This window comes from Micromonospora sp. CPCC 206060 (genome assembly GCF_036906895.1).
GTDB lineage: Bacteria > Actinomycetota > Actinomycetes > Mycobacteriales > Micromonosporaceae > Micromonospora.
This window is the reverse complement of sequence record NZ_JBAKHU010000221.1, coordinates 1-1,452: the sequence shown is the minus strand read 5'-3', so window position 1 is coordinate 1,452 and position 1,452 is coordinate 1. Positions and strand designations below refer to the sequence as shown.

The 1,452-nt window shown below is 69.7% G+C and carries 1 protein-coding gene; it reads right to left on the bottom strand.

Features of this window, described 5'->3' with window-relative positions; all coding sequences use genetic code 11:
- Positions 1 to 36: 36 nt before the first annotated feature.
- Complete coding sequence (locus tag V6U90_RS33365) at positions 37 to 1,338, bottom strand: IS256 family transposase (RefSeq protein ID WP_442933722.1); 1,302 nt, start codon at positions 1,336 to 1,338, stop codon at positions 37 to 39.
- Positions 1,339 to 1,452: the final 114 nt, after the last annotated feature.

Sequence of the window (1,452 nt, the reverse complement as noted above, 5' to 3'; positions counted from 1 at the left end):
GAGCAATAGTCAAGAGTTGTGGATGAGAGATCTTGATTAGGCGGCTGCGGCTGGGGTCGTGGTGGGCGCGGCGGCGGGTCGTTCGACGAGCCGGCCGCGTTCGAAGCGGGCGCCGGTGCGGACCAGGGCGACCAGGTGGGGGGCGTTGACGGCCCGCCACCGCTGCTGGGCGGCTTCGATGAGCTTGAACGCCATGGCGAGGCCGGCAGCCTTGGAGCCGGGGCCCTTGGTGACCTTGGTGCGGTGCCGCACGGTCGCGAAGGTCGACTCGATCGGGTTGGTGGTGCGCAGGTGCACCCAGTGCTCGGCCGGGAAGTCGTAGAACGCCAGCAATTCGTCTAGATCGTCGACGACCTTGGCGACGGCTTTGCCGAACTTCGCCCCGTAGGCGAGCTTGAACGCGGCCACGGCACGGCTGGCGTGGTCACGGTCCTCGGCGTTCCAGATCTCGGCCAGGGCCTTCTTCGCCCCGGGATGGGCGGACTTCGGCAACGCGGCGAGGACGTTGCCGATCTTGTGGAACCAGCAGCGCTGCTCCCGCGTTTCGGGGAACACCTCGCGCAACGCATTCCAGAACCCCAGCGCGCCGTCGCCGACGGCCAGAACCGGAGCGCGCATGCCCCGCCGCTTGCAGTCGCGCAGCAGGTCGGCCCAGGAGCCGGCCGACTCGCGGTAGCCCTCCGCGAGGGCGACGAGCTCCTTACGGCCGTCGACCCGGACCCCGACCACGACGAGCAGACACAGTTTCGCCTCGTCGAGACGCACGTTGAGGTGCACGCCGTCGGCCCACACGTACACGTAGTCGACCGTCGACAGGTCCCGGCCACTGAAGGCGCGGGCCTCGTCCTGCCACTGCGTGGTCAGTCTCGTGATCGTGGCTGCGGACAGCCCGGAGCTGGTGCCGAGGAACTGCTCCAGGGCGGGCACGAAGTCCTGCGAGGACAGGCCGTGCAGGTAGAGCAGCGGCAACACCTCGCTGATCTGCGGCGACTTGCGGCACCAGGCCGGCAGGATCGCCGAGGCGAACCGCCGCCGCTCGCCCGTGGCCTCGTCGACACGCTTGTCGTTGACCCGCGGCGCGACGACGTCGACCGCCCCCGCCGAGGTAAGCACCTGCCGCGGCCGGGCGTGACCGTTACGCACCACCAGCCTGCGGCCCCGCTCGTCGACCTCGCCGGCACACGCGGCGATGTATGCGGCGACCTCGGCTTCGAGGGCCGCGGCCAGCATCCGACGCGCACCGTCACGCACGATCTCGTCGATCAACGACCCACCAGCCAAGGCCGGCTCGGACACGGTCGCTGGCGTGGGCTCATCCGGGTTGACTACCGTAAGCACGGGCGTACCTTCCCGGCCCGCGTTGGCGCGCGGGCTCTACTCGATTCCTTGGACTTGGACTCGCCGGGAGGGTACGCCCCCACGGCGCTCATCCACAGGTTTCGAGCATTGCTC